At 73.8% G+C, this 17,915-nt stretch carries 17 protein-coding genes and 3 pseudogenes; 11 read left to right on the plus strand and 9 right to left on the minus strand.

The window, feature by feature from the left end; translation table 11 throughout:
* Positions 1 to 10: 10 nt before the first annotated feature.
* The 5 genes from SAM23877_RS31790 to SAM23877_RS31810 are packed head-to-tail and all read left to right on the plus strand — an operon-like array spanning position 11 to position 3,889.
* Positions 11 to 199 (plus strand): hypothetical protein, encoded by a 189-nt coding sequence (locus SAM23877_RS31790; protein ID WP_053140658.1) that lies wholly within the window; start codon positions 11 to 13, stop codon positions 197 to 199.
* 21 nt (positions 200 to 220) lie between these two features.
* Positions 221 to 928, plus strand: coding sequence for a hypothetical protein (locus SAM23877_RS31795; RefSeq protein ID WP_053140661.1), 708 nt, complete (start codon positions 221 to 223; stop codon positions 926 to 928).
* Entirely contained in the window at positions 925 to 1,875 is a 951-nt protein-coding gene (locus tag SAM23877_RS31800; protein WP_053140664.1) for a DUF6895 family protein, read from the plus strand. Before SAM23877_RS31795 ends, SAM23877_RS31800 begins: the two co-directional genes overlap by 4 nt.
* On the plus strand, positions 1,872 to 2,792 hold the full coding sequence (locus SAM23877_RS31805) for a DUF6895 family protein (RefSeq protein WP_053140667.1): 921 nt from the start codon (positions 1,872 to 1,874) through the stop codon (positions 2,790 to 2,792). Before SAM23877_RS31800 ends, SAM23877_RS31805 begins: the two co-directional genes overlap by 4 nt.
* A complete protein-coding gene (locus SAM23877_RS31810) occupies positions 2,789 to 3,889 on the plus strand; it encodes a serine hydrolase domain-containing protein (protein WP_053140669.1) in 1,101 nt (366 codons plus the stop codon). Before SAM23877_RS31805 ends, SAM23877_RS31810 begins: the two co-directional genes overlap by 4 nt.
* Before the next feature lie 82 nt (positions 3,890 to 3,971).
* Here the strand turns inward: SAM23877_RS31810 and SAM23877_RS31815 are convergent, their stop codons facing one another.
* On the minus strand, positions 3,972 to 5,351 hold the full coding sequence (locus SAM23877_RS31815; protein ID WP_053140672.1) for a trypsin-like serine protease: 1,380 nt from the start codon (positions 5,349 to 5,351) through the stop codon (positions 3,972 to 3,974).
* Positions 5,352 to 5,540: 189 nt separating this feature from the next.
* Positions 5,541 to 7,202, minus strand: coding sequence for an alkaline phosphatase D family protein (locus SAM23877_RS31820; RefSeq protein ID WP_053140675.1), 1,662 nt, complete (start codon positions 7,200 to 7,202; stop codon positions 5,541 to 5,543).
* A 388-nt stretch (positions 7,203 to 7,590) separates the two neighbouring features.
* Between SAM23877_RS31820 and SAM23877_RS31825 the strand changes: the two genes are divergently transcribed.
* Positions 7,591 to 7,896 (plus strand): hypothetical protein, encoded by a 306-nt coding sequence (locus SAM23877_RS31825; protein WP_053140680.1) that lies wholly within the window; start codon positions 7,591 to 7,593, stop codon positions 7,894 to 7,896.
* A gap of 110 nt (positions 7,897 to 8,006) precedes the next feature.
* Here SAM23877_RS31825 and SAM23877_RS31830 read toward each other — a convergent pair whose 3' ends face one another.
* Positions 8,007 to 8,813: a class I SAM-dependent methyltransferase gene (locus tag SAM23877_RS31830; RefSeq protein ID WP_053140685.1), complete on the minus strand. Its 807-nt coding sequence runs from the start codon at positions 8,811 to 8,813 to the stop codon at positions 8,007 to 8,009.
* 384 nt (positions 8,814 to 9,197) lie between these two features.
* Here SAM23877_RS31830 and SAM23877_RS31835 point away from each other — a divergent pair, with 384 nt between their 5' ends.
* From SAM23877_RS31835 to SAM23877_RS31845, 3 genes are all read left to right on the plus strand, one after another.
* Positions 9,198 to 9,902 carry a helix-turn-helix transcriptional regulator gene (locus tag SAM23877_RS31835; protein WP_053140689.1) on the plus strand — a complete coding sequence of 235 codons (705 nt, stop codon included), beginning with the start codon at positions 9,198 to 9,200 and terminating at the stop codon, positions 9,900 to 9,902.
* On the plus strand, positions 9,899 to 10,876 hold the full coding sequence (locus SAM23877_RS31840) for a pyridoxal-phosphate dependent enzyme (protein ID WP_053140693.1): 978 nt from the start codon (positions 9,899 to 9,901) through the stop codon (positions 10,874 to 10,876). The genes SAM23877_RS31835 and SAM23877_RS31840 overlap by 4 nt, the downstream gene beginning before the upstream one ends.
* A 181-nt stretch (positions 10,877 to 11,057) precedes the next feature.
* Positions 11,058 to 11,417, plus strand: a complete 360-nt coding sequence (locus SAM23877_RS31845; RefSeq protein WP_053140696.1) for a cupin domain-containing protein — start codon at positions 11,058 to 11,060, stop codon at positions 11,415 to 11,417.
* A 48-nt stretch (positions 11,418 to 11,465) separates the two neighbouring features.
* Here SAM23877_RS31845 and SAM23877_RS31850 read toward each other — a convergent pair whose 3' ends face one another.
* The 6 genes and pseudogenes from SAM23877_RS31850 to SAM23877_RS38170 form a co-directional block, all read right to left on the minus strand.
* A complete protein-coding gene (locus SAM23877_RS31850) occupies positions 11,466 to 12,017 on the minus strand; it encodes a hypothetical protein (protein ID WP_053140699.1) in 552 nt (183 codons plus the stop codon).
* A gap of 182 nt (positions 12,018 to 12,199) precedes the next feature.
* Positions 12,200 to 13,510 (minus strand): ABC transporter permease, encoded by a 1,311-nt coding sequence (locus SAM23877_RS31855; protein WP_053140702.1) that lies wholly within the window; start codon positions 13,508 to 13,510, stop codon positions 12,200 to 12,202.
* 3 nt (positions 13,511 to 13,513) lie between these two features.
* Entirely contained in the window at positions 13,514 to 14,305 is a 792-nt protein-coding gene (locus SAM23877_RS31860) for an ABC transporter ATP-binding protein (protein WP_053140705.1), read from the minus strand.
* 238 nt (positions 14,306 to 14,543) lie between these two features.
* Positions 14,544 to 14,702: pseudogene (locus tag SAM23877_RS41505) on the minus strand (LUD domain-containing protein); the annotation flags it as partial.
* Positions 14,666 to 15,148: pseudogene (locus SAM23877_RS42175) on the minus strand (LUD domain-containing protein); the annotation flags it as partial. The pseudogenes SAM23877_RS41505 and SAM23877_RS42175, both read right to left, overlap by 37 nt.
* Positions 15,085 to 15,235: pseudogene (locus SAM23877_RS38170) on the minus strand (heterodisulfide reductase-related iron-sulfur binding cluster); the annotation flags it as partial. The pseudogenes SAM23877_RS42175 and SAM23877_RS38170, both read right to left, overlap by 64 nt.
* Before the next feature lie 179 nt (positions 15,236 to 15,414).
* Here SAM23877_RS38170 and SAM23877_RS31870 point away from each other — a divergent pair.
* A complete protein-coding gene (locus SAM23877_RS31870; RefSeq protein WP_053140712.1) occupies positions 15,415 to 16,440 on the plus strand; it encodes a LacI family DNA-binding transcriptional regulator in 1,026 nt (341 codons plus the stop codon).
* Positions 16,441 to 16,570: 130 nt separating this feature from the next.
* Positions 16,571 to 17,872, plus strand: coding sequence for an alpha/beta fold hydrolase (locus SAM23877_RS31875; protein WP_053140715.1), 1,302 nt, complete (start codon positions 16,571 to 16,573; stop codon positions 17,870 to 17,872).
* Positions 17,873 to 17,915 lie beyond the last annotated feature (43 nt).

Below are 17,915 nucleotides of genomic sequence, written 5' to 3' on the forward strand. Positions count from 1 at the left end.
AGATGGTGAAATGCCTTCCAAGGACAAGGTGCTCGAGGAAGTCACCCGCACCGAGAACATCGACATCGAAGCGGCACTCGACCCCGCCGAGCCTGACGGAGTCTTCCGTGACAGCCGCGAGTGCGCCGCGCTCGCCCTCCAGTCCGGAGGAACCAGCCTGCTGCTCTCGCCGCCGACCCCGCGCCCGAAGAAGGGCTGACGGATCGACGGGAGTGACAACATGGAGCAGTCGAGCACATCAGCCCTCCTAGAGGGCACGGTGCTGGACCTCGCCTCCGACGTGGTCTCCGCTCTTCGGAGCGGAGACCACGTGCGAGCGGGGGGCACCCTGGCGGGAGGCGGCGCGGGTGAAGGCGTGGCGCGTGCGGCGATGCGCGTGCTGGGCGCCGACACACTGTTGCCCACCGCCCTCCTGCGCGTACCGCCCGACCCCGGGCAACTGGCCGTGTTCAAGGACGCCGTGGCGGCCCATCCGCCCCGCGACGACGCGGCCCCCACCGTCGTGTGGAGCCACTGGGCCATGGCCCGTGCCCTGCGCCGGATCGAACAACCCCTGGACGACCCACTCGCCGACGACCCGGGCGCGGAACCCGACGCCGGCTGGCTCGACGCCGCCGACTGGCAGGTCCTGACCCACCAACTCGCCGTCCTCGCCCCGCTCGCCCTGCCCGGCGAGGAGTGCGCGGTGACCCGTGCGGCCCGCGGCCGGCCGGTGGACGTCGCCCGCGGCTTCGTACGGGCGGTCCGCCGCCGTGACTGGCGGCAGGCGGCCGGAGCCGGCCGCTGGCTCTGCCTCCTGGACGGGGTGCCCGACACCCTCGGCCTGGAGACCGGACTGGACTTCGTACGGCTCATGGGCGGCGGCGACCCCCGGGTCGCCCTTCAGCTCGAGGCGGCACGGCTGATGCCCGCCGGAGTGCTGCTGTGAGCGTCCGGCACGTGGAGGAGGCCGCCCTGGACTGGGTGAGCACGCACCGCGACGGCTTCGTGCTCGGCGAGGACGCGCTGGCCGCCGACGGCCAGGTGAACCGCACCTGGAAGCCACTGGGCGAACTGGCCCAGGTCTGCGCCTCCGTGTCCGCGTGCACCGTACCGTCCGACCCGGTCCACGCCCGCGTGTCCGAGCTGCTGGAGTTCGCCTGGCAGCAGACCCGCCGCGGCGAACTGTTCCCGCTGATGCAGTCGCTGGAGCCGTTCGCCACCTACCCGCTGGAGGTGTACGCGGCCTTCGCCTCGGCGGGTCACCGGCACGCCGGTTACGAGGCGTCGGCCGCCGTGGTGGCCCGGACCCGCGGCTGGCGGCTGACCGAGCAGTACCCCACCCGGCGGCTCGGGGTCGTCGAGGCCGAGCGGCGCAGCGGCATCCGCCCGCACGGCCCGGTGCCGCAGGCGCTGAGCCGCACCTGGCTGGGCGGCCTGCCGGAACCGTGGACCTTCGAACGCGCGGCCGGTTACGCGCTGACCCACGTCGTCTTCCACCTCACCGAGTGGGGCCGAACCCCCCAGGCGATGCCACCGGACCTGGCGGACTACCTGCTGCACTGGCTGCCGCCCTGGCTCGACACCTGCCTGGAGGCCAGGATGTGGGACCTGAGCTGTGAGCTGCTGGCCGTGGCGGCGAGCCTTCCGCAGCCTCCCGGAGCGGCCGTGCTGGAGGACGCCTGGCAGCGCCTCGCGGCGGCGCAGCACGCGTCCGGCGCGCTCCCCGAGGAGGGCGTCATGCAGGACGCCGCGGCCGACGGGCCCGCCGCCGGCCAGGACCCCTACGCCTTCACCGACTGCTACCACTCCACCCTGATGGCCGCGTTCGCGGCGGCCCTCACCACGGCACGGCTGAGGGACGTCGACCACGCCGGACAAGGAGTGCCGGGATGACGGACACCCGCCTGATCCACCGCGTCGGAGTCGGCGCCCTGGAGTGGCTCTGGGCCCACCGCGACGGATTCCGGCTGGAGCCGGACGTCGATCCCGAGATCGGCTTCCTGGAACGCTTCAAGCCGATCGGTGAACTCGCCCTCATCTGCAAGGTGCTCTTCCGCGAGGGCGTCGCCGGGTCCCGGCAGGCGCAACTGGCCCGACAACTGCTCGACCACGTCTGGCGGGACACCCTGGACGGCGGGCGCATGCTGGTGCGCGGGCAGCGCATCGAACCCTTCTCACCCGTCCCCTTCGAGGTGTACCTGCCGTTCAAGGAACTGGGGTACAGCCAGCCCGAGGTGGAGCGGGCCACGGTGCTCAACCACCGGCTGGACAGCTGGGCACGGTTCCCGGTGACGGCGACCCGGCGTCTCGGCCTGTCCGCCTTCCAGCGGCGCTTCGGCCTGGCGGCCCGGCCGCCCGAGGCCGACCTGGTGGGCACCACCTGGCTGGCCGGCACCCCCGAACCGTGGACCGTCGAGGGCCACACCGCCTACGACATCACCCACACGGTCTTCCACCTCACCGACTGGGGCGAACACCCCGAGGGCCTGCCCGGCCCCGTCGCCGACTACCTCACCACCTGGCTCCCGGTCTGGATCGACGACTGGCTGGACCTGGAACGCTGGGACCTGCTCGGTGAACTCCTCGTCGTCGACGCCTGTCTGCCCCGGCCCACCCTCGACGAACCCGCCTGGCGGGGCTTCGCCGCGGCCCAGCAGCCCGACGGGGCCATGCCCGCCGTACGGACGATGCCCGAGGGTGACCCCGACAGCGTGTTCGACATGATCTACCACCCGACGCTGGTCGCCGCCTTCGCCTCCGTGCTGGCCACCTCCCGCGCCCTCTCCGAGCTGGCGCACACCGCCTCATGACGGGCCGTGCCGCACCCTGGCCCGGCGATCCCGCCGACGACGAGGACCCCCCGGCACGCTCCCCGCGCCCGGACATCCCGGGGCCCGGCGACGAGCGGGCGCTGCGCGAGCGGCTGGCCGCGGCCGTCGACGCCGCCGACGCACCCGACGTCGTCTTCGCCGTCTCCCGGCACGGCCGGCGCACCCTGCACAGCGGGGGCACCGCACCGCCCCCCGCCGCCGTCCCCCGTGAGGACCTGCGCTACGAGATCGGGTCGGCCTCCAAGACGTTCACCGGACTGCTGCTGGCCCGGCTGATCCGAGGCGGCGCGCTCACCGGGGGCGAACCGGCGGCCGTCTGCCTCGACCCGGCCCGGCCGCCCGGCCCGCACCCCGTCACGCTCGCCCACCTCATCACCCACACCTCGGGCCTGCCCGCGCTGCCTCCCGGCTTCGTCCCCCGCGCCCTGCCCGCCTGGCGCACCAACCCCTACGCCCGCTACCCGGCCGAGCGGTTGACCGACGCGTTCCTGAGCCACCGTCCGCGCCACCGCCCCGGGACCCGCTGGCACTACTCCAACTACGGTGTCTCCGTCCTCGGACACGCCGTCGCCGCGGCCACCGGCACGGCGTGGGAGGCCCTGCTCACCGGGCACGTCCTGCGCCCGCTCGGCCTGAGCGGCACGGCCCTGCACGCCGAGGGGCCCGGGACCGACGCCACCGGGCACCGCAAGGACGGCCGCACCCCCGTGCCCGCCCTGGACGCCGGCGGTTTCCAGGCGGCCGGCGCCGTCCGCTCCACACCGCACGACCTGCTCGCCTTCCTCGAGGCCCACCTCGACCCGGCGGGCTCACCGGCGGCGGACGCGCTGCGGGCGGTGCGGGTGCCGGTGCTGAGACGCGGGCCGGGGCACCGGCACGTGCACACGGTGGCCTGGTTCCGGCACCCCACCGACGGCGGGCCGATGTACTTCCACAGCGGAGCCACACTGGGCCAGCAGGCGTTCCTGGGCTTCCGCCCCGACACCGGCACGGCCCTGGCGGCGGTGTGCAGCCGGCGCTTCCGCGCCCGCGACCCGTTCATCGCCACCGCGTACGCGTTCCTCATGGAGGGATGACGGGGCGCGGAGAAGGCGGGCGCGGGGCCGCCGCGTCCGGCAGGGGCCCCGCGCCGACCGCCGTCCGGCGGTTCACCGTCCGTCAGACACGCTGCCACAGGGCCGGCGTGCTCTCGGGCGACCAGACGCCCTGCGCCTGGTGGTTCTGCAGGCAGCGGTAGCGCGCGCCCGAGTGGGACACCGTGGCCCCGGTCTCGTAGACCCGGCCCGCGGCCCACGCGTCCGCCGCCGCGTTGTCCTGCGGAGCGGGGGTTCCCGCCTCGGCGGCGGTGGTCTTCAGGGTCAGTCCGAAGTCGCTGAGCAGCGGATTGACCGGCTGGTAGAAGGTGGTCCCGCCGTTCGTGCAGTCACCGGAACCGCCGGACGTGGTGCCCTGCGCCTGGGCGCCCGCGACGAAGGGGCCGCCCGAGTCGCCGGGTTCCGCGCACACCGTCGTCTCGGTCAGCCCGTCGACGGTGCCCTCCGCGTAGTTGACGCTCGTGTCGTGCTGCTGGACCGTGCCGCAGTGCCACCCGGTGGTGGAACCGGAACGGCACACCGACGCGCCCACGAGCGCCTCCACCGAGCCGGCGACCTGCACCTTCTGGTCGTTCTGCGCCTTGACGTCCGGCGTGGCGGTCCAGTCCGCGTTGACCCCCACCCAGGCCATGTCCTTGCCCGGGAACGTCGACGCCTGGAAGGTGCCCTGGTCCGCCTGGTTGAACCCGGTGGTCGTCGCGCCCGGCTTGCCGCAGTGTCCCGCCGTGGCGAAGCCCTGCTGCTGGTCCTTGGTCACGGAGAAACCGATGGAGCAGCGGGCCTGCCCGTCGATGTAGTAGGCGTCGCCGCCGACGAGGTCCTCCAGCACCCGCGGCCGGTTCGCCGAGACCCGGACGCCGATGTCCTGGCCGCCGACCCCGGCGGCCTCCGCGAAGGCCGCCGCGGCCCGCTCGCTGGTGGCCTGGACCGTGACCCGGTTGGCCTTCACGTCGACGTACCAGACCGGCGTCTCGGAGGTCTGCGAGCCGGCCGCGGCGGCGTCGTCCAGCCGCTGTTTGACCGTCCGCAGCTCGCCCAGCCCCCTGGCGACGACGGCGGCCTTGGCGCCCTGGGCCTCGATGGCGGCGGTGTCGGCGGCGTCGGTGGTGGCGACGGTCAGCTCGGCGGAGGTCGCTCCGCTCACCCAGGCGCCGGCGAAGCGGTCGCCCAGCGTGTTGCGCAGCATGCCCGCGCGGGTGCCCGCCTCGGCCTCGTTGACCAGCCGGACCGACGCCTGGCCCGGCGTCAGCCGCAGGTCCCGCTCCATCGCGTGGAGCACCTGCGCCGACGGCCTGTCGGCGCCGAGGGTCCGGGCGGCGGAGGACTGCGGCCCCGGGGCGGGTGGCGGCGCGGCCGAGGCGGCCGAGGGAAGTGCGGTCAGGACCAGGGTGCCGAGCGCGGTCAGGGCGGCGCGGCGGCTGCGCGCGGCATGTCCGGCGACCATGCGATGTGCCTCCTTCAGGGCTGTGCGAGACAGCGGGATCAGTGGGTGACCGTCGGTCACCGTGCGACTGCGGCGAAGTCACAGGCTTTGCCGCGAAGACGCGCCGGGATGTCGGACCCGGCCGTCTTTCGCGCTATGGGGGACGCGGTGGGTGCCAAGTGCAGTACGCGGGCGCGCGGCGGGCCGCGCTCAGGCCGGCTTCAGCCCGGGGGCGCCCGCCTCGGTGACGAAGGACGCGGTCGTGGCGACGGGGGCGCCGGGCGTGCTGATGGCGGAGACGGTCCTGAAGTCGAGGCGGGTCGACTGACGTCCGAGTTCGGCCCGGACGTAGCCGCGCCTGGCGTCGTAGTGCTTCATGTGCGGGTTGGCCTGCATGTACAGGTCCCAGTTGGCGGGCTTTTCGACCCCGTCCCGGCCGCTGGCCACGGAGGTGCAGGTGACCTCGGTGCCGACGGTGGCGGAGGCCGGGTCGTCGAAGTTCTCCTTGACGTCGAGGGCGTAGCCCACGTGCACGTCGCCGGTGAGGATCAGCCAGTTGTCGACCCCGGCCGCCTTCGCCCCGGCGACGACCCGGGCGCGGGAGGCGCGGTAGCCGTCCCAGGCGTCCATGGAGAGCGCGGCGTCGGCGGTCACGTCGAACTTGCGCTGCGAGAAGCAGACCTGCTGGGGCATCACGTTCCACAGCGCCGACGAACTCTGCCAGCCGTTGAGCAGCCACTGCTCCTGCGCGGCGCCGGTGATGGTGCGCGCCGGGTCGTCCGACTCGGGGCCGGGTGCGTGCGGCCGGTCGTCGTAGGCCTGGTCGGAGCGGTACTGGCGGGTGTCGAGGATGTCGAACTGGGCCAGGGTGCCCCAGTGCAGCCGGCGGTACAGCTGGGCGTCCGGGCCCTGGGGCAGCTGGGCCGCGCGCAGCGGCTGGTTCTCCCAGAAGGCGCGGTAGGCGGCGGCCCGCCGCAGCAGGAACTCCTCCGGCGGGATGGCGTTCTCCGGGATGCTGCCCGCGTAGTTGTTCTCGGTCTCGTGGTCGTCCCAGGTGACCACGAAGGGGTGCGTGGCGTGGGCGGCCTTGAGGTCCTCGTCGCTCTTGTACAGCGAGTAGCGCAGCCGGTAGTCCGCGAGGGTCATGGTCTCGCGGTTGAACACGTCGGGCAGCACGATGTCGGTGTAACGGCGCTCTCCGCCGGCCGAGTTGACCGCGTACTCGTAGAGGTAGTCGCCGAGGTGGAAGACGACGTCGACGTCGTCCTGGGCGACATGCCGGTAGACCGTGTAGTAGCCGTCCTGGTAGGCCTGGCAGGCGACGGCCGCCAGCTTCAGCGAGGAGGTGACGCTGCTCTGCGCCGGAGCGGTGCGGGTGCGGCCCGTCGGACTGAGCCAGACGCCGGTGCGGAACCGGTAGTAGTACACCGTGCCCGGCGTCAGGCCCTGGACGTCGACGTGCACGCTGTGGGCGTACTCGGCGTGTGCCTCGGCGGTGCCCCGGAACAGGACGGCCGCGAAGTACTCGTCGAGGGCGACCTCCCACTCGACCGTGACCCGCTCCGTGCCCATGCCGCCGTCCTCCAGGAACGGCTCGGGCGCCAGCCGGGTCCACAGCAGCACCGAGCCCGGCAGCGGGTCGCCGGAGGCGACACCGAGGGTGAACGGGTCGCTGGTGATCCGGGCCTTGCGCAGGGGCGCGGCGACCGCGCCGCGGGCCGGCAGGTTGGTGGAGAAGGCGAGCGCGGCGGCGGCCGCCGTGACGGTGAGGAAGCGCCGGCGGCCGAGGTGGCGTACGGCGGCGCCCATCACGGCGTCGTGCGGGGAGAAGGCGTGCTCGGCCAGTCGGCTGTGACGGCCCGTGGGCGCCATCTGGTGTCCTCTCGTACGGGGCGGGCGGTCCGTGGGCGAGCGGCCCGGGGAACCGGGTGGCCCCGGGCGGTCGCCCGACGCACGCCGGCACGGGGTACTCGCCGTCGGGGCGAACCGGTGTGCGCCGTCCGCGCCGGGGCCCCGTCGCGCGGTGGCGCCGACCCGCGATGCGCGGACCCCGCATGCTAAGCAGACGAAACATCCGAAACCGTCAGGACTTGCTGAGTGATCACACAGGAGGAGGTACGGGTGTGTGGCGCCCCCGGGCCGGGGCACCCGGCTCGGCCGAGGGACGCGTGCACGGGCGGGGGACGGGGTGCACGGGCGGGTGATGAGGGCGCGGACGAGGACGCGGGGCACGGAAGCGGAAGGCGGGTGGACGGAGCCGATGGCCAGGACGCGGCGCTACGACGTGGCGGCCTCCGGTCGCTGGTGGGACCCGGAGGACAACCGCTGGCTGCCGGCCGGCGAGGTGCACGCGTGGGAGCAGGGCACCAACCAGACCGTGTGCGGCCTCTCGCTCCACCGTTCGCAGCTGTCCCGGTTCCCGGCCGTCACCTGGGCCGACGCGCTGCCGGAGTCCGGCGGCGCGGCCGACGCCGTCCGCCGGGTCTGTCCCCGCTGCGCCGCCGCGGCCGGTCGCCGGGGAGCGGGAGCCCGCCCGGCCCGCCGGCACATCAACCCGCGCCCCTAGGGCCGGACGCATCGCCCGGCTCCCGGGAGGAGGCGCGGTGACGGCCCCGGGAGGAGGGGCGGTGACGGCCCCGGGAGGAGGCGCGGTGGCGGCCCCGGGAGGAAGGGCGGTCACGCCGCCCGTGGCGGCAGGGGCGAGCGGCTGACGCGGATCTTGGACTGGCCGTGCGGCCGCCGCTCCCAGTCCTCCATGAAGCGGGCGTGCAGGTTGCGCTGGGCGGCCAGCGTGAGCAGGGTGTCGGTCCGGTAGTAGAAGTCCTCCCGGAGCACGTGGTGCTCGGCGCCCTCCGTGCGGTCGAAGGTGAAGTCGAAGAACCCGGTGGCGGTCAGGACGCGCCCGACGTGCGCGAGGCATTCGTCGATGACGCGCAGCGGCGAGTGCGAGAAGACGCTGTGCGCGTGGACGACGTCGAAGTGGTCGCCGGGCAGGAAGTCCAGTCTGAGGTCCCCGGTGAGGGTCAGGTGGGGGAGCTTCGCCTGGAGTCCATGTTCGGTCACGGTCCTTTTCGCGGCGATCAGGATGTCCGGCGAGATGTCGATGCCGTAGTAGTGGCCGGTGTCGAGGTGGTCGATGAACCGCCAGCCCCCGCGCAGGTTGCCGCAGCCGATGTCGAGCATGCGGTGCTCGGGACGCAGGCCGTGCTCGACCAGGTACTCGAACTGCATCCGTCCGAGTGCCAGCCAGCGGTCGTGGGTGCGGCTGCCCACCGCGGCCTGAGGGTCGCGGCGGGTGTCGGAGGCCATCACCGCCCGGTAGTAGCCGACGTGGTCCGGGTGTGTGAGCCGCAGCCACGCGTCCCGGCCGGCCCTTCGGAGGTACGGCCCGACCCGCTCCGGGTGGCGCAGCGCGTAGCCGACCTTGTGGGGGAGCGCGGCACGGTTGCTGCGCAGCTTCGGGGACTCGGCGTCCTCGGGCATGGGCGGATCGACCTCCGGGTGAGGGGCTGGGCGGTGAGGAGGGTGCCGAGGGGCGTCGGACCCGGCGGCGCGGCGACAGGACCGTGACGACGGTGAGTCCCCGCGGCGGGGCCGCCGCCGAGTGCCGTGCCGGTCCACTGGAACGACCAGTAGTCTCCGGCCGGACCGGCCGCGCGGGAGCGGGCGACATAGCCGCGCCGGGCCATGCACTCCTTCGGCTCGCGGCCGGACGGGTGGGGGCGGTTCCGGACGTCCTCGCGCCGGCCGGACACCGTGATCGGGCCGATCGGGCCGATCGGGCCGTGGTCCCGTGATTGGACTGTCCGTCCAGACGCTGGACGTGTAGTCTCGCCACTCTCGGAGACCCGGACTGGGAGGCATCTCGTGAACGAACCGGCCCCGGACGCCGCAAGGGACGTCGAACGGGACGCCGTACTCGCCGCGCTGCGCCCCGTCGTGGACGGCATCGCGGCGACGTTCGGCCCGGTCTGCGAAGTGGTCCTGCACGACTACCGGCGCCCCGAGCGGTCGGTCGTGGCCGTCGCCGGCTCCGTGACCGGACGGACGGTGGGCGGCGCGATGAGCGAGATCGGCATGCGGATGCTGGCCCGCGGCGACGAGGCGCGGGACGAGCTGAACTACGTCACGCGGACGGCCGACGGCACCTTGCTGAAGTCCTCCACGATGGCCCTGCGCGACTCCACGGGCACCGTGTTCGGGGCCCTGTGCGTCAACCTGGACGTCACCGCCGTCGACCGCGCCCAGGCCCTGCTCGGGGCTCTCGCCGGAACCGCGGGGGCCCTGGCCGAGCCACCGGCGACCACCTTCGGCGACGACATCGACAAGGTGGTCGACGCCATCGTGGACGCCCACCCGCTGCGCCGGGACCGGAGCTGGGCGGCACTGGACCGGGACCGGCGCCTGGAGCTCTTCCGCGACCTGGACGGACGCGGCGTGTTCGCCGTGCGCCGCTCGGTCGAGCAGGTCGCCGCCCGGCTCGGCATCTCCCGGGCCTCCGCCTACAACTACCTCGCCCGGGCCCGCGCCGAGGCCGGCCCGGCCGCCGACCCCGATGGAGGACACGCGTGACGACCACGACCCCGCCGGTCACCCTCGACGACGTCCGTTCCGCCGCCGCGCGCCTGGCCGGCGTCGCGCACCGCACCCCGGTGGTGCGCTCGCGCACCCTGGACGCCCTGGCCGGCGCCGAGGTCTTCCTCAAGTGCGAGAACCTCCAGCGTGTGGGCGCCTTCAAGTTCCGCGGCGCCTACAACGCGGCCTCCCGCCTCACGCCCGAACGGCTGTCCCGGGGCATCGCCGCCTACTCCTCGGGCAACCACGCCCAGGCGGTCGCCCTCGCCGCGCGCGAGCTGGGCACGACCGCCGTGATCGTCATGCCCGAGGACGCGCCGCCCTCCAAGCGCGCGGCCACCGCCGGCTACGGCGCCGAGATCGTCACCTACGACCGCTACACCGGCGACCGCGTCGCCGTCGCCGAGGCCCTGGCCGAAGAACGGGGGCTGAGCCTGATCCCGCCCTACGAACACCCGCACGTCATCGCCGGACAGGGCACCGCCGCCCTCGAACTCGTCGAGGAGACGGGGGCGTTGGACGCGCTGATCGCACCGGTCGGCGGTGGTGGGCTGATCGCCGGGAGCGCGACCGCCGTCAAGGGCCTGCACGCCGGGACCCTGGTCATCGGCGTCGAACCGGAGGCCGGTGACGACACCAGGCGTTCCCTCGCCGCGGGCCGGCGCGTCACCGTCCCGGTCCCGCGCACCATCGCCGACGGCCAGGCCCTGCCCGTCCCGGGCGAACTCACCTTCTCCCTCAACCGCCGGCTGCTCGACGGGGTCGTCCTGGTCTCCGACGACGAGATCCGGGACGCGATGCGCTTCGCCTTCGAGCGGCTGAAGACCGTCCTCGAACCGAGCGGCGCCACCGCGCTGGCCGCCCTCCTCACCGGCCGCGCGGGCACCCTGCCCCGCCGGGTCGGCGTGATCCTGTCCGGTGGGAACGTGGACGCGGGCCGGTTCGCCGAGCTCTGCGGCGGCACCCGCTGACACCGGGCGTCCCCCGGATGGCGGCGCCCGCTGACACCGGGCGTCCCCCGGATGGCGGCGCCCGCTGACACCGGGCGTCCCCCGGATGGCGGCGCCCGCTGACACCGGGCGTCCCTCGGATGGCGGCGCCGAGTTGACAGGCGGACGATGGGATGGTGGGGCCAGCGAAAGGAGGAGCGTCATGTTCGAGGCAAAGACGCTCGACAAGCCGGACGAGCGACGCGATTTCCCCCGCGGGCACATCGAGGCCGTGCACATGGAGGGACTCGACTTCGCCGTCGCCACCTTCGAACCGGGCTGGCGCTGGTCGGAGTCCGTGGCGCCCATCGCGGGCACCGACAGCTGCATGATCCACCACAACTGCTACGTCGCCGAGGGCCGCATGTGCGTCCGCATGGACGACGGCGCGGAGAGCGAGGTGGGCCCCGGGGACGTCTTCGTCTGCTCGCCCGGCCACGACGCCTGGGTCGTGGGGGACGACCAGTGCGTCGTGTACGACTTCGCGGGTGGCATGGCGAAGGAGTACGCCAAGGCGGACTAGGCGACTTCGTCTTCGCCGGATCAGGTCTGGGCGTGTGCGGGGCGCGGGTCAGTACGCCCCGCGCACGATGCCGGTCATCCTCACGGTCACCCTCGTGTCCGACGAGGCGGTTTCGACCATTGTGGGCGAGAAGGACATGCTCTCCGGGTACAGCTCGGCGGTCGCAGTGATCGGGCCGGACCGGTCGCCTCGAATCTCGTAGGTGACGTCGTACGACGCGACGGGGTCGGTGTCATCGGCACCGATGTACGCGAAGTCCGGCTCGACGATCACAGTGCAGCCTGCGTTTCCGGAGCACTGCCGCTTCGTGGTGTGCAGCGTGACGAGGAAGTCGTCGACGGTGGGCTCGGCGTAGACCGCTTCTGGCGTCGACTCTTGCGCTTCGGGGGAGGCGGGAGCCTCGGCCGGCGCGCTCGATCTGGCGGTCGTGGCCCGCAGACCGTCGTCGCCTGGACGGTGCGTGACGATGGCACCGATGCCGATGACCGCGGCGATGGTGGTGACCGTTGCTCCGATGACGAGTGCCTTCCGGCGGGGCTTTTCAGGAGCCCGCGCCGGCGACGGCACGTCGGATGTGGGCGGCGGCGTGGGCTGGCTCATGAGGCTCCTGTAGTTCACGGTGTGAGGTGCATGATGCACGCGCATGGAGACGCCGTGAAGATCACGTCGCTGATTCGTGACCGCGGGCAGGGGGTCTGAGAACCGGTCGACGGGCCGGGCCGACGGCCCGGATCGCGGACGAGGGGGCGGCCACCGCGGTGGCCGCTCCTTCGTCGCCCCCTTCACGCGGCCGACGCCACCGCCGCGACCGCCGGCGTGCGCAGCGTCCGGCGGGCCGTTCCCAGGCTCGTCCCCAGCGTCACCGCGGCCGACACCGCCACCATCGCGAGCCAGACGCCGGGGAACCGGTCCGGCAGCACCGCGTCGGTACGGACGACCGTGAAGGGCACCACCCCGGCCAGCGCGGCGACCGTCCCGAAGAACACGCCGGTGAGCGTCAGGATCGCGCCCTCGGCGCCGACCACGCCCAGTACCTGCCCCGGAGTCGCCCCCGCCAGCCGCTGCTGCCCGAACTCACGGGAGCGGTACGTCGTCGCCGCGTACAGCGAGTTGACCAGCATCACGCAGACGAACACGGCGACGATGCCGACCACCGTGAGGTTGAGCGTCTCCAGGTTCTTGGCGTCGACGGACTTGACCAGGCCGGAGGCCCGTACCGCGTCGCTCTCCACCGCCTGCATGGTGATCGTCGCCGTCGACACCGCCGTGAACAGGATCAGCGACACCAGGATCCCGGCGAGGTGATCGGCCCGCTCGCGCAGGTTGCGCACGGCCAGCCAGCCGCTCGCCCCGCGCAGCGGCAGCCGGTCGAGCACGCCCGTCAGCAACCGCGGCGACAGCAGGGCGAAGCCCACCGACAGCAGGATCGCCCCGTAGGCCGGCGGTGCCATCAGCGCTTCGTCCGTCGCGGAGAACAGGAGGGTGGAACCCGCCCCCGCGACACCGGTGGCCAGCGCGCCGTACGCCAGGAAGCGCTTGGCCCCGGCGCGCTCGCGGCCGCCCCTCGTCACCCGCCGCACCGCCAGGAGTGCGGCGCCCGCCGACGCGAGCAGGGTGACGGCCACGCCGCTGAGCAGCGCGACGGGACCGAAGGAGTACGCGACCGACCGTGCCACCTGGCCGCCGTCCTGGAACATCCCGAGCAGGGCCCGCCCGCCGAGCATCGCCGGGCCGATCGCCGCCACGGCACCCACCAGGGCCACCGCCACCGCCTCACCCACGACCATCCGCCCGAGCTGTGCCGGGGTCGCCCCCGAGCAGCGCAGCAGCTCCAGTTCGGCGGCGCGCTGACGCACGTTGACGGTCAGCGTCGAGGCGACCGCGAAGAACACCAGCAGGGTCCCGTAGCCGCCCACGACCGCCGCCGCCGTGCCCAGCGTGTCCGCGCTGACCGGGTCCACGCCGTCCCGACCGGCGGTGTCGTGCATCGACTGGAACGTCATGACGACCGCCGCGCCCAGGAAGGCGGAGAGCAGCGTCGCGAGGAACCGTCCGGGGCGTCGCCGGATCGACCGCAGGGCCAGTACGAACATCGGTCACACCCCCGCCGCGACGTCGTCGCCGAGGTGCGCGAGCCGCTCCGCGACCGTGTCGGGGGTCGGGGCGTCCATCCGCCCCGCCAGCCGCCCGTCGGCGAGGAAGAGGACCGAGTCGGCGTAGGAGGCGGCGACCGGGTCGTGCGTCACCATCACCACGGTCCGGCCGTGCACCCGCACCGCCTGCCGCAGCAGCAGCATCACCTGCCGCGCGCTGCGCGTGTCCAGGGCACCGGTGGGTTCGTCCGCGAAGACGACGCGGGGCTCGGTGACCAGGGCGCGGGCGATCGCCACCCGCTGCCGCTGACCGCCGGAGAGCTGGTCGGGCCGATGGCCGAGCCGGTCCCCGAGGCCGACGCCGGCCAGGATCTCCCGGGTCCGCCTCCGGTCCACCCGCCTACCGGCGAGTCTGAGCGGCAGCACCGTGTTCTGCGCGACCGTCAACGTCTCCAGCAGGTTGTACTGCTGGAACACGAAGCCGACCCGGCCGCGCCGGAACCGGGTCAGCTCCGCCTCGGTGCCCCCCGTCAGTTCCGTACCGTCCACGCACACGATGCCGGCGTCCGGCCGGTCGAGCCCGGCCGCGCACTGCAACAGCGTGGACTTGCCCGAGCCCGACGGTCCCATGACCGCGGTGAAGGTGCCGCGCCCCAGCGTCAGCGTCACCCCGTCCAGCGCGGTCACGGCGTTCTCGGCGGTGCCGTAGGTCCTGGTCACCTTGACCAGGCGGAGCGCCTCCGGGGCGGCGGGGCCCGGGTCGTCGCCTCGTGCGCCGGTGCGGAACATCGTCATCACCCTCCGTGTGGCACGCCCTGTGCGGTGCCTCACCGACGACGCTACGGAGGCGGGGGCCCGTCCACACGGGGCGCAGAACCCGTCTCCGGGGTGTACTCAGCGCCACCCCGGCGGGGGCCGGGGACCCCGACCACCCGGGCTTCCGCACGGGCCGGACGCCGCTGGGCCGGGTCGCCGGGGTGGAGTACCCGGGCTCCGAGGACGGCTCCCTCTCCCACCGGCTCCCCTGCGGACGCTACGAGGTGACCGCCCCGCTCGGCTGACCGTCCACCAGCACCACCTCCAGGGTGCGCGGACCGTGCACCCCCTCGACCCGGTCCAGCTCGATGTCGCTGGTCGCGGAGGGCCCTGAGATCCATGGCCGCCGGCCCGCTCGTACACCGGGCAGACGTTCAGGCAGGCCGAGCAGCGGATGCAGCGCAGGGCCTGGCGGCCGACCTCGTCGGCGAGGGTGTCGGTGCGGCCGTTGTCCAGCAGGACCAGGTGGAAGGCGCGGGGGCCGTCGCCGTCGGTGGTGCCGGTCCACATCGTGGTGTAGGGGTTCATGCGCTCGGCGGTCGAGGAGCGGGGCAGCAGCTGGAGGAAGACCTCCAGGTCGCGCCAGGTGGGGATCACCTTCTCGATGCCGACCACCGAGATCAGTGTCTCGGGCAGGGTCAGGCACATCCGGCCGTTGCCCTCGGACTCCACGACGACCAGCGTGCCGGTCTCGGCGACCATGAAGTTGGCGCCGGAGATACCGACCCGGGCCCGCAGGAACTTCTCCCGCAGGTGCAGCCGGGCCGCCTCCGCGCCTGCCCGCAGCAGGTCTGGGCCATCGGGAAGTCGACCTCGACGCCCAGTCTGGTCAGCAGCGCGACCACGGCCCGGCCGGTGTACCGGATAGAGCGTGTCGTTGACGCAGGTCAGGAACAGGGCGACACGCATCGCGGCTCCTAGGGCCGTCACGTCGATCGCGCGGGGCATCTTGATCACCGGACGAAACGCAGGGTAGTCCGGATACGGGGGCGGGGGGGAGGAGAACGCCGCGGGTAATGTGAACGTCTCCCGGCCGCCCCGCGTCCCTGGCGCACGCCCCCCGACCCGACCCTGGAGGTCCCTGCCCGATGGCCCATTCGGTGGGTATCAAGGATGTCGCCCGAGCCGCCGGAGTGTCCGTGGGAACGGTCTCCAACGTCATCAACCGCCCCGACACCGTGGCGACCGAGACCCGGGCGCGGGTGCTGTCCGCGATCGACCGGCTCGGTTACGTCCGCAGCGAGTCCGCGCGCCAGCTCCGCGCGGGCCGCAGCCGCATCATGGGGCTGCTCGTCCTGGACATGGGCAACCCGTTCTTCGTCGACGTCGCCCGCGGCGCCGAACGGGCCGCGCGCGACGCCGGGCTCGGCGTGATGGTCTGCAACAGCGCCCAGGACCCGGGGGAGGAGGCCGACTACCTCTCGCTCTTCGCCGAACAGCGGGTCCGCGGCGTCCTGCTCACCCCGGCCGACGCCACCGGCCGCAACATCGAGGGCTTCCGGCGCCACCACATCCCCTTCGTCCTGGTCGACCGGGTCGCCGAGGGCACCACCGAGTGCTCCGTCTCCGTCGACGACGTCGCGGGCGGCGCGCTGGCGGTACGTCACCTGGTGGACGCCGGACACCGTTCCGTCGCGTACGTGAGCGGCCCGCCCGGTCTGCACCAGGTGCGCGACCGCCGCACCGGCGCCCTGAACGCGCTGGCCGAGGCCGGACTCGGTGCCGAAGCCCTGCGCGAGCTGCCCACCGAACGCCTCGACGTCGCCGCGGGCCGCGACGCGGGCGCCCGGCTGCTCGGTCTCGCCGACCGGCCCACCGCGGTGTTCTGCGCCAACGACCTGCTCGCGCTCGGTGTCCTGCAGGCCCTCTACGCGGCAGGCGTCCGGGTTCCGGAAGACCTCGCGATCGTCGGGTACGACGACATCGAGTTCGCCGCCGCGGCGGCCGTCCCGCTCACCTCCGTGCGCCAGCCCGCCGTCACCATGGGCGCCATGGCCGCCGAGCTGCTTCTGGAGGAGACGGATCTCCAGGGAACCGACCGGACCCACGCGCACCGGCGTGTGGTGCTCCAGCCCGAGCTGGTGGTGCGGCGCTCCAGCCTCGTCACCCGCTGACCGGTCATTCAGCACGATTTCATGATCCCGGGGGTCGGCGGCCGCACGGTCGTGTGCTGAACTGGGGCGACGGCCGAGAAATCCCGTCCGCCGCGTCCGTCCGCCGCATCCGTCCGCCCAGGGAGCCCCGTTGAGCGTCAGCTACCGCCAGCCCGGCGTCGTCCTCACCGACCGCCGTTTCACCGTGCCCCTCGACCACGCCGACCCCACCGGCGAGACCATCGAGCTGTACGCCCGCGAGGCCGTCGCGAGCGACAAGGCGCACCAGGACCTGCCGTGGCTCGTCTATCTCCAGGGCGGCCCCGGCTTCGGGGCGAACCGTTTCGTCGGCCGGCCCTCCTGGCTCGGCCGCGCCCTGAAGGAGTACCGCGTCCTGCTCCTGGACCAGCGCGGCACCGGCGCCTCGACGCCCGCCAACCGCCAGACGCTCCCGTTGCGCGGCGGCCCCGCCGAGCAGGCCGACTACCTCACCCACTTCCGCGCCGACGCCATCGTCCGGGACTGCGAGGCCATCCGCCCCGAGGTCACCGGCGGCGCCCCGTGGGCCGTCCTCGGCCAGAGCTTCGGCGGTTTCTGCACCGTCGCGTACCTGTCGCTGGCCCCCGAGGGCCTGAGCACCGCCCTGATCACCGGCGGCCTGCCCTCCCTGGACGCCCACGCCGACGACGTCTACCGGGCCGCCTACCCCCGCATCGAACGCAAGGTCGTCGCGCACTACGCCCGCTACCCGCAGGACGTCGAACGCGCCCGCCGCATCGCCGACCACCTGCTCAGCCACGACGTGGTCCTGCCGAACGGCTACCGGTTCACCGTCGAGGCCTTCCAGTCCCTCGGCGCCATGCTCGGCGCCGGCGACGGGAGCCACCGCCTGCACTTCCTCCTGGAGGACGCCTTCGTCCGCGCCCCGCACGGGCACGAGCTGTCCGACGCGTTCCAGGAGCAGGCGCAGAACCTGCTCTCGTACGCGGGCCACCCGCTCTACGCCCTCGTCCACGAGGCCATCTACGGTCAGGACACGCGCCCCACCGACTGGTCGGCCGAGCGGGTCCGCGCCGAGTTCCCGCGCTTCGACGCCGCCAAGGCCCTGGCCGGCGACGAGCCGCTCCTGTTCACCGGCGAATCGATCCACCCCTGGATGTTCGACTGCGACCCGGCGCTGCGTCCGCTGCGCGAGACCGCGCAGCTCCTCGCCGCCCGCACCGACTGGACACCGCTGTACGACCCCGCCCGCCTCGCGGCCAACGAGGTGCCGGCCGCGGCGGCCGTCTACCACGACGACATGTACGTCGACACCGCCCACGCGCTGACCACCGCCCGCACCGTCCGGGGCCTGCGCACCTGGGTCACCGACGAGTTCGAGCACGACGGCGTGCGGGCCGGCGGCCCCCGCGTCCTGGACCGGCTGCTCGCCCTCGCCCGCGACGAGGCCTGACCGGCGCCGCGCCGCGCCGCGGCCGGCCGCCCGACCACCGGCC

Source organism: Streptomyces ambofaciens ATCC 23877, from assembly GCF_001267885.1.
Taxonomy (GTDB): Bacteria; Actinomycetota; Actinomycetes; order Streptomycetales; family Streptomycetaceae; genus Streptomyces; species Streptomyces ambofaciens.

What these genes read in the sequence shown, in the direction of transcription:
- SAM23877_RS31820 (WP_053140675.1), bottom strand. Translation starts at nt 7,202, where the DNA reads ATGGCGCCCACGGGCCGTCACAGCCGACTGGCCGAGCACGCCTTCTCC.
- SAM23877_RS31860 (WP_053140705.1), bottom strand. Translation starts at nt 14,305, where the DNA reads ATGACGATGTTCCGCACCGGCGCACGAGGCGACGACCCGGGCCCCGCC.
- SAM23877_RS31850 (WP_053140699.1), bottom strand. Translation starts at nt 12,017, where the DNA reads ATGAGCCAGCCCACGCCGCCGCCCACATCCGACGTGCCGTCGCCGGCG.
- SAM23877_RS31790 (WP_053140658.1), top strand. Translation starts at nt 11, where the DNA reads ATGCCTTCCAAGGACAAGGTGCTCGAGGAAGTCACCCGCACCGAGAAC.
- SAM23877_RS31795 (WP_053140661.1), top strand. Translation starts at nt 221, where the DNA reads ATGGAGCAGTCGAGCACATCAGCCCTCCTAGAGGGCACGGTGCTGGAC.
- SAM23877_RS31870 (WP_053140712.1), top strand. Translation starts at nt 15,415, where the DNA reads ATGGCCCATTCGGTGGGTATCAAGGATGTCGCCCGAGCCGCCGGAGTG.
- SAM23877_RS31810 (WP_053140669.1), top strand. Translation starts at nt 2,789, where the DNA reads ATGACGGGCCGTGCCGCACCCTGGCCCGGCGATCCCGCCGACGACGAG.
- SAM23877_RS31825 (WP_053140680.1), top strand. Translation starts at nt 7,591, where the DNA reads ATGGCCAGGACGCGGCGCTACGACGTGGCGGCCTCCGGTCGCTGGTGG.
- SAM23877_RS31805 (WP_053140667.1), top strand. Translation starts at nt 1,872, where the DNA reads ATGACGGACACCCGCCTGATCCACCGCGTCGGAGTCGGCGCCCTGGAG.
- SAM23877_RS31845 (WP_053140696.1), top strand. Translation starts at nt 11,058, where the DNA reads ATGTTCGAGGCAAAGACGCTCGACAAGCCGGACGAGCGACGCGATTTC.
- SAM23877_RS31855 (WP_053140702.1), bottom strand. Translation starts at nt 13,510, where the DNA reads ATGTTCGTACTGGCCCTGCGGTCGATCCGGCGACGCCCCGGACGGTTC.
- SAM23877_RS31830 (WP_053140685.1), bottom strand. Translation starts at nt 8,813, where the DNA reads ATGCCCGAGGACGCCGAGTCCCCGAAGCTGCGCAGCAACCGTGCCGCG.
- SAM23877_RS31815 (WP_053140672.1), bottom strand. Translation starts at nt 5,351, where the DNA reads ATGGTCGCCGGACATGCCGCGCGCAGCCGCCGCGCCGCCCTGACCGCG.